This is a genomic window from Promicromonospora kroppenstedtii DSM 19349 (genome assembly GCF_000515355.1).
GTDB lineage: Bacteria > Actinomycetota > Actinomycetes > Actinomycetales > Cellulomonadaceae > Promicromonospora > Promicromonospora kroppenstedtii.
On the sequence record NZ_KI911751.1, the window covers coordinates 19,320 to 21,124 of the forward strand.

Below are 1,805 nucleotides of genomic sequence, written 5' to 3' on the forward strand. Positions count from 1 at the left end.
CGCCGTCGTGGACGCCGTCGGGCTGTGGCTGCCGGCGACGTCGCTCGGCGGCGTGGAGTCGATGCTGGAGCGCCGCCGTCGCTGGGGCACCGAGGCGCACACCGTCCCGGAGGACCTGCTGCGCCTGTCGGTCGGCATCGAGGACGTCGAGGACCTCTGGGCGGACCTGGACGCGGCGCTCCGCGCCTGACCCGCGCCTGACCCGCGCCTGACCGTGGCACTGGGCCGGGCGGTCGGCAGAACATCGGGTGGTCGGCAGAATGTCAGGTGGTCGGTAGCTCGAGCTGCCGACCACCTGACATTCTGCCGACCACTCGACGGCGCCCCCGGCGCCAGCGCCTGCCAGCGCCAGCGCCCCGGCTACTCCAGCGGGCCCAGGAGGGACTGGGCCACCGTGGCGTGGGCGGCGTCGTCGCTGGAGGGGTGGAAGATGCCCGCGAGCACGTCCCGGTAGAGGCGGCCCAGCTCCGAGCCGTTGAAGTAGGTGGAGCCGCCGGAGACGCGCACCGCCTGGTCCACGATCTCGCGGGCCGCGTCGGTGACGCGCACCTTGAGGCCGGCCGTGGCGCGGAACCAGCCCGCGCCGCGGTCCAGCTCCGGGTCCGCGGCCGAGGCGTCGAGGTCGCCGGTGATCCCGTCGAGCTGGAGCCACACGCTGTCCAGGGCCAGCGCCATGTCGGCGATGCGGCGGCGGACGTCGGGGTCCTGGGCGTACGGCTTGCCCGTCTTCATCGACCTCCGTTTGCCCGCGGCCTCGACGGCGAGCTCCAGCGCGCGGTCCGCGATGCCCGCGTACACCGACGAGAGCAGCACCTCGAACGACGTGAAGATGCCCAGCACGTACGGGTCCAGCGAGGGGCCGGGCGGCAGCAGGCGCAGCACCCGGTCGGCGGGCGCGTGGGCGCCGTCGAGCACCGTGGAGCGCGACTGGGAGGCGCGCATGCCGATGGTGTCCCAGTCGTCGAGGATCTCGAACCCGCCGCCCTCGCGGGTGATGAACGCGTGCACCAGCCGCGCCGAGCCGTTACGGCCGCGCAGCATCCCGGTCTTCTCCAGGCCGAGCACGCCGAGCCGCGTCCAGGCCGGGGAGTTCGACGTGAAGATCTTGCGGCCGTGGAACGTGAAGCCCCCGTTGCCGTCGGACCGCGCCTCCGTGCGGGAGCCGAGCAGCACCAGGTCGTTGCCCGGCTCGGAGTAGCCGAAGCCGAACACCTCGCCCGTCGCCGCCTCGCGCAGCAGCCAGTCCAGCGACGAGTCGCCGCGTTCGTGCAGGTAGCGGCCCACGCCCACCCACACGTGGTGCATGTTCACGGCCAGCGCCGTCGCCGGCGCGTGCGCGGCCAGCCGGGCCTGCAGACGGGCGGTCTGCCGCAGCGTGAGCCCGGCGCCGCCGAGGGCCGTGGGGACCATCGCGCCGAGGTAGCCCGAGGCCTGGAGGTCAGCCAGGTCCTCGGAGAAGAAGGCGTTGTCCCGGTCGTAGTCGGCGGCACGGCGGCGGACGTCGGCAAGCAGCTCGTCGGACAGTAGATCGGTCACGTCATGAGGCTAACCCTGGGACGGACCCGGATGGGGGTGGTCGGGTGTCGGAAGTGTCGCAGTCGGCGCGCCCGGCCGCAGCCGCCGGGCGCGGACCGCCGCGTAGAGCTCCGCCGCGGCGCGCGGGTCGTTGATGTCGCGGCCGGTCAGGTCGGCGACGCGCGCCAGCCGGTTCAGCACAGTGTTCCGATGGCAGTGCAGGGCCGTCGCGGCCCTGGTGCCCGACCCGCCGTGCTCGAACCACGCCTCGACCGTGGCGAGCAGCAGCT

Annotated in this window: 3 protein-coding genes; 1 reads left to right on the forward strand and 2 read right to left on the reverse strand. The window is 74.0% G+C overall.

The genetic code is table 11. From position 1 onward, the window contains the following. On the forward strand, positions 1–190 hold a 190-nt coding region (locus PROKR_RS25800), incomplete at its 5' end, for a PLP-dependent transferase (protein ID WP_211240243.1). Positions 191–360: 170 nt separating this feature from the next. Here the strand turns inward: PROKR_RS25800 and PROKR_RS25805 are convergent. Both PROKR_RS25805 and PROKR_RS25810 read right to left on the reverse strand, forming a co-directional pair. Continuing rightward, positions 361–1,536, reverse strand: coding sequence for an acyl-CoA dehydrogenase family protein (locus PROKR_RS25805; RefSeq protein ID WP_036969412.1), 1,176 nt, complete (start codon positions 1,534–1,536; stop codon positions 361–363). 9 nt (positions 1,537–1,545) lie between these two features. Beyond that, positions 1,546–1,805, reverse strand: a 260-nt coding sequence (locus PROKR_RS25810; RefSeq protein ID WP_036969414.1) for a PucR family transcriptional regulator, incomplete at its 5' end; no start/stop codon positions are given.